Source organism: Aquimarina agarivorans, assembly GCF_000218485.1.
Lineage (GTDB): Bacteria > Bacteroidota > Bacteroidia > Flavobacteriales > Flavobacteriaceae > Aquimarina > Aquimarina agarivorans.
The window spans coordinates 87,574-93,843 of sequence record NZ_AFPB01000181.1 but is presented as its reverse complement, the minus strand read 5'-3'; the positions used below and the strand labels follow the sequence as shown (position 1 = coordinate 93,843).

The window sequence follows — 6,270 nt, the reverse complement described above, 5'->3', positions numbered from 1 at the left end:
ATAGTCATAAGAAAAAATAAAAAATGATACAAAAAAGAGCTATCATAAATATAGCCTCTTTTTTTTGATCATTAAAACGTTTAATATTTAACGCATTATAAACCATATTTTGCTTTTAAAAGCTTCTACTTTTTCACTTTTAACTAATTTGTAAATGGACAGTAAGTTATTTGCATAAGCTTTATCTTCTGGATTAGCTTCTAAGTATTTTTCCATGTAAGGAATAGCTTTAGTAAAATTTTCTTTACGCTCTTTTCTTAATTTTTGATATTGACTATCCGCAGCTTTTGTTTTATTTAACGCATTAATTTTATCAACTAATGGACCATCTTTTTGCAAGTATATTGCTGAAACATTATAGTTAGCATCTGCATTTGCAGGATTGATGGCAAGTGCTTTTTTGTAATACTTAATCGCATTCTCTTCGTCTTTTACCTTTGTATATTCAACACCTTTTACTAAGTACATATTAATTTCAGCTGCGGTAATAGATTCATCCTTTGGGTTTTCTTGCTTGGCGATTGCAAAATATTCAGCTGCTTTGGCTTCATTCCCTTGGCTTTTATAAATTAAAGCCATATCCTTCGCAATCAAGCCCTTTTTTGACAACTTTTCCTCTTCTCTAGGATTTGTATACATTCCTTTTGCTACTAAAGCATCCATATCGGCTTTAGTTTGTATTTCTTCGTCAGTACCAGTAGATATATTTTTCGCAATATATTTAACCCCTTGATCCGTATATCCCATATCCAATAGTTTTTGGTATGTAGCTAAGGATTCTTCGTATTTTTTCGCCTTTACTTGACTTATGGCTGTATTGTACAAATAGATCGTATCCTTGGCATTTTGGCTATATAAATACTCAAATAACGTAGCCGCTTCATCATAAGCTCCGCTACCTATTGAATTTTGTGCTTTTGTTTCAATAGCATAGTTAATTTTATTTAAGCCATCCAATGCTTCCGTGGTATACTTGATACTTTTTGTAGCTTTTTCAACAGATAATACTTTGTTGTAAGCATCAATAGCCGTTTTATAATCCGACAAGGTTGCTTTATCCTTATTTCCAGAAAATGCCAACGCTTTCAATCGGTATAATTTAGATTTGTCTGTTGGCTTTATTTTCGCTTCATTGGCCTCTGCTGCTTTAATAAAAGGTTTGGCTGCTTCAAATTTTGAAGCATTTATTAATTTTTCAGCTTCTTTTATTTCTTTCTTCTGCGCAAGCGAAAAAAAGGTAACCGATAATAACAGTGATGTTGTAATTAGTTTCATAAGTACTATTTTTAGTGGTGGTTTTAACACAATATTATTAAAACTAATCAGAAAGTTTTTTAGTATTTATGCTTCCGTTAATTTTTCTTTTATAGCATCCAATCCTATATTATTGATGCTACCGATATGCGTGTGTTTAGTGTTTTTTATAGGCTTGTAGTTTCCGTTTTCAATTGCTAATCCAATTTTAACGTACGCATCCCTAAAGGTCATTCCTTGTTGAACAAGTTCATTCAAGGTATCCACACTAAATAAATAATCGTATTTATCATCTTGAAGAATACCATCATTTACTTCAACATTTTTAAGTGCATATATTGCTAATTCCAATGATGCTTTTAAATCCTGAATGGCTGGAACGATACCTTCTTTTAAAAGTTGTAAATCCCTATGATACCCACTAGGCAAATTATTTGTAAGTAAACTTAACTCATAAGGCAAAGCCTGAATGCGATTACATTTTCCTCTAATTAGTTCAAAAACATCAGGATTTTTTTTGTGAGGCATAATACTTGAGCCCGTAGTAAACTCGCCAGGAATACTCATAAAACCAAAATTTTGACTCATGTACAAACATACATCCATGGCTAATTTTGATAACGTTCCTGCTACGGCACTCATGGCAAAAGCCGTTGACTTTTCGGCTTTTCCGCGGCTCATTTGAGCGGCTACCACATTGTATTTTAAAGTAGTAAAATCAAGTGCTTGGGTAGTATATTCCCTATCAATTGGAAACGAACTACCGTAACCTGCCGCACTACCCAATGGATTTTGATCAACTACTTTGTAAGCCGCATTTACGAAATATAAATCATCCACAAAACTTTCAGCATAAGCAGAAAACCACAAACCAAATGAACTTGGCATGGCTATTTGTAAATGTGTATATCCTGGTAATAAAATTGTTTTATATTTTTCGGCTGCAGCCAGAAGTACCACACCTAATTCCTTTACACTTGCCTTAATGTCCGAAAGCTCATCCTTTAAGTACAAATGCATGGCTGTTAACACTTGGTCGTTACGAGAACGCGCTGTATGAATTCGTTTACCTGCATCGCCAATGCGCTGGGTTAATTCAAATTCAATTTTTGAATGTACATCCTCAAATTCATTACCAATAATAAATGTACCCGCTTCAATTTCTGCAGCAAGTTCATTTAGCCCTTTTTCAATTCCTTGAATGTCCTTATCAGACAACAAACCTACTTTATGCAACATTTTACCATGCGCTAACGTAGCTTTTACATCATATTTTGCAATTACTAAATCCAATATCCGATCATTTCCTACGGTAAAAAAATCGATTTTTTGATCTGTTGGTAATCCTTTACTCCAAAGTTTCATATTTTATGGCTTTAGGCTATAAGCAGTTGGCTTTTAGCTTTTCAATGTTTTTGATTTAAAATAGCTAATAGTCAATTGCTAAAAGCGTACCGTTTAAAAAATCAAAGAATTTTATCTAATAATTCAATATACGTTTTTATTCCTTCTTCAATTTCATTTATAAAAATGAACTCATCTGCAGCATGCGAACGTTTGCTGTCTCCAGGGCCCATTTTTAATGAAGGACAGGTCAAGTTTGTTTGATCAGAAAGCGTTGGAGATCCATAGGTTTGTTTACCCATTGCTATTCCTGCTTTTACAACAGGGTGCTCAGGAGAAATAGACGAGCTATTTAAACGAAAAGATCGTGGCTTTACGAGTACTTTATCCGTTCCAATAGCAGTGTTTATAATTTCGAACACTTCTTTATTTTGATATTTATCAGTCACTCTACAATCAACTACCAAATTTAGCTCACCAGGGACTACATTATGTTGAGAACCCGCATTAATTTGAGTTACAGTCATTTTTACTTTACCCAGTTGATCCGAAATTTTAGGAAATTCATACGTTTTAAACCATTCTAACACAGGAAGTGCGTTAAATATTGCTTGATCATCATAACGATGTGCTGCATGACCCGCCGTTCCTTTTATTGTTATGTCAAGCACCAAAAGTCCTTTTTCGGCAACAGCCAAATCCAATAATGTAGGTTCGCCAACAATTGCGAATTCAATATTTTCAAATTGATTCACAATATTTTTGATTCCATTAAGTCCTGAAATTTCTTCTTCGGCAGTTGGTGCAATAATCAAATTATATACCATATCTGCACGCTCATAAAAATAAGCAAAAGTAGCCATAAGCGAAACTAAACACCCTCCTGCATCGTTACTTCCTAAGCCATATAACTTTCCATCTTCAATAGTAGCTTCAAAAGGATTTCTGGTATAATTTTTATTGGGCTTTACCGTATCATGATGTGAATTTAGTAAAATAGTTGGCTTAGCTTTGTCATAAAATTTATTAAAAGCCCAAATGTTGTTGCCTTGTCTTTGAAATGGAATTTCTTTCTTTTTAAACCAATCTTCAATTAAAAGGGCTGTCGATTGCTCTTCTTTTGAAAAGGATTGTGTTTGAATTAATTGTCTTAAAAATTCAATGGCTTCCTCAGTTAATTCGGCTATAGTCATTAATTATAAATTACATTGTTAAAGTAGTATGCACTACATTTTGATTGGTGACAAAGGTTGCATTTGCTATGTGAACTTGAGCCACACCCTTTTGAAGGGCGTCAAAACAATTTTCCATTTTAGGAAGCATGCCGTCGGCAATAATACCCTTCAATTTTAATTCGTTGTATGTAGCGGTATTAATCTTTTCAATAACGGAATCTTTATCATTAATGTCTTTCAACACTCCCTTTAATTCGAAACAATAATACAAAGAGACTTCGTAATACGCACTTAAAGCTACTGCAATTTTAGATGCTATTGTATCCGCATTGGTATTAAACAGCTGTCCGTTTTGATCGTGCGTTATGGCACAAAAAACTGGTGTTAGCCCATTGGCTAAAAACTGATGAATCCGATCCTCATTTACCTCGGTAACATCACCAACAAAACCATAGTCGATATCTTTTACGGGTCTTTTAATTGCTTTAATTAAGTTAGCATCGGCTCCTGTAAACCCAATAGCATTACAATTTTCCGTTGCTTGTAAAGCCGCCACAATATTCTTATTTATTAATCCAGCGTATAACTGAACTACAATATCCAAATTTTCCCTGGACGTGATACGGCGACCATTAATCATTTGAGTTTTTACTCCCAATTTTTCCGCGATACGCGTAGCAATTTTTCCTCCTCCATGAATCAATATTTTGGGCTGATCAATAGCTGCAAATTCTTTTAAGAAATGTTCTAAAGCTACTTCATTATCAACTATGTTACCTCCTATTTTAGCTACTAATAATTTTTCCATTTAGTCTTTTTGTTGGCTGTTGGCTGTTGGCTGTTGGCTGTTGGCTGTTGGCTGTTGGCTGTTGGCTGTTGGCTGTTGGCTGTTGGCTAATAATAAAAAATTATGATTTGGTTACAAATTAATTATTAATTGATTCCAATATTTTTTTAATTGCTACTTGAGCCGCGTAAGTTCGGTTATTGGCTTGCTGAATTACAAGTGAATTTTCACTATCAATAACTGCATCATCTACAATAACATTTCGACGCACTGGTAAGCAGTGCATAAACTTCCCGTTATTGGTTAATGCCATTTTTTTAGCAGTAATTTTCCAACTTGAATCTGTATTAATTACTTTCCCATAATTCGCATCAGCAAATGGGCTCCAGTTTTTTACGTAAATAAAATCGGCATCTTTAAAGGCTTCTTCTTGATTATTAGTTACCGTAGCTTTCCCAACAAATTGAGGATCTAGTTCATAACCTTCGGGATGAGTTATTACAAAATCAAAATCTGAAGCATTGGCGTATTGTGCAAAACTATTTGCTACTGCCTGAGGTAATGATTTGGGGTGTGGCGCCCAACTTAATACCACTTTGGGTTTTGATTTTTTATGGTGTTCCGCTATAGTGATCATATCCGTTAATGCTTGTAATGGATGACCAATAGCACTTTCCATATTCAATATTGGAACCGAAGCGTACTTTATAAATGCACTTAGCACTTGCTCCTGATAATCGTCTTTTTTATTTTCAAATTTGGCAAAAGCGCGAATAGCAATAATATCACAATATTGGGATACCACTTGTGCTGCTTCAATTACATGCTCCGACTTTCCTTGATCCATAATTTCACCATCGCCATACTCCAGCTGCCAACCTTCAGCTCCAAAATTCATAACCATAACGTTCATTCCTAAATTCATGGCTGCTTTTTGAGTACTTAAACGTGTACGAAGGCTATTATTAAAAAATAACAAACAAATTGTTTTGTCTTTCCCTAATGACTTTTGTGATAAGGGAGCTTTTTTTAAAGTTATTGCTTCATCTATCCACTCGGATAGGTTGTTAATATCATTTATATCGAAGTAATTCATTTTTTTCTTTTCTAACCTCAAAAATATTATAAAAAAAAGGATAAGCAATATGATTGCTTATCCTTTTTAATACAGTAAATTTTTGAAAGAGTATTTTAATTACATTTTTTTTAATGAAATTTCAACTTTTTCTTCTTCTTCATCTCCGTTTAAACCATTAAAAATGGATTCTGTTTTAACAATAGTTAATGAATTGGAAGTAGCGGTGTAAGTCGTTTTAGCATTGCTTCCTCTTATTCTTGAAATAAAAGTTGCTTCAATTTCATTTCCCTCAACTGTGTATTCAGAAGTCACTTCCAATCCAGCAGAACATTCATTTTCACTAAATTCATTAAAACCAACATAAATTGCTTCTGTAGTAGTAATTTCTAAGGTGCTATTTTTCTCACAATCATCTATATCTGAACCATCGTCATATCTAATATTTGTAAGTTGCCATGTACCTATTAAAAATTCTGCTCCGCCAGTACCATCAGTAATAGCACCAGACCCTGCTTCATCATCATCACTACAACTTGACAAAAGTACTACAAAGGCTAAAAAAGTAATTTTAAATTTCTCATAATTAAATATTTGGTTTTAAATATGCTGCAAATAAAACATTAAAATTATTT

At 33.6% G+C, this 6,270-nt stretch carries 6 protein-coding genes; all 6 read right to left on the bottom strand.

The window, feature by feature from the left end; genetic code table 11:
- Nucleotides 1-87 precede the first annotated feature (87 nt).
- On the bottom strand, nucleotides 88-1,275 hold the full coding sequence (locus GMC_RS0118155; protein WP_010523487.1) for a tetratricopeptide repeat protein: 1,188 nt from the start codon (nucleotides 1,273-1,275) through the stop codon (nucleotides 88-90).
- A 66-nt stretch (nucleotides 1,276-1,341) separates the two neighbouring features.
- Nucleotides 1,342-2,619, bottom strand: a complete 1,278-nt coding sequence (argH, locus tag GMC_RS0118150; RefSeq protein ID WP_010523486.1) for an argininosuccinate lyase — start codon at nucleotides 2,617-2,619, stop codon at nucleotides 1,342-1,344.
- 101 nt (nucleotides 2,620-2,720) lie between these two features.
- A complete protein-coding gene (locus tag GMC_RS0118145) occupies nucleotides 2,721-3,791 on the bottom strand; it encodes a M20 family metallo-hydrolase (protein WP_010523485.1) in 1,071 nt (356 codons plus the stop codon).
- 10 nt (nucleotides 3,792-3,801) lie between these two features.
- Complete coding sequence (gene argB / locus GMC_RS0118140; RefSeq protein WP_010523484.1) at nucleotides 3,802-4,581, bottom strand: acetylglutamate kinase; 780 nt, start codon at nucleotides 4,579-4,581, stop codon at nucleotides 3,802-3,804.
- Between the two features lie 118 nt (nucleotides 4,582-4,699).
- Nucleotides 4,700-5,656: an N-acetylornithine carbamoyltransferase gene (locus GMC_RS0118135; protein ID WP_010523483.1), complete on the bottom strand. Its 957-nt coding sequence runs from the start codon at nucleotides 5,654-5,656 to the stop codon at nucleotides 4,700-4,702.
- A 99-nt stretch (nucleotides 5,657-5,755) separates the two neighbouring features.
- On the bottom strand, nucleotides 5,756-6,178 hold the full coding sequence (locus tag GMC_RS0118130; RefSeq protein ID WP_010523482.1) for a lipocalin family protein: 423 nt from the start codon (nucleotides 6,176-6,178) through the stop codon (nucleotides 5,756-5,758).
- Between the last annotated feature and the right edge of the window lie 92 nt (nucleotides 6,179-6,270).

Excerpts from the sequence above, each read along its gene's own strand:
- GMC_RS0118155 (WP_010523487.1), bottom strand. The coding sequence starts at position 1,275 with ATGAAACTAATTACAACATCACTGTTATTATCGGTTACCTTTTTTTCG.
- argH (WP_010523486.1), bottom strand. The coding sequence starts at position 2,619 with ATGAAACTTTGGAGTAAAGGATTACCAACAGATCAAAAAATCGATTTT.
- GMC_RS0118145 (WP_010523485.1), bottom strand. The coding sequence starts at position 3,791 with ATGACTATAGCCGAATTAACTGAGGAAGCCATTGAATTTTTAAGACAA.
- argB (WP_010523484.1), bottom strand. The coding sequence starts at position 4,581 with ATGGAAAAATTATTAGTAGCTAAAATAGGAGGTAACATAGTTGATAAT.
- GMC_RS0118135 (WP_010523483.1), bottom strand. The coding sequence starts at position 5,656 with ATGAATTACTTCGATATAAATGATATTAACAACCTATCCGAGTGGATA.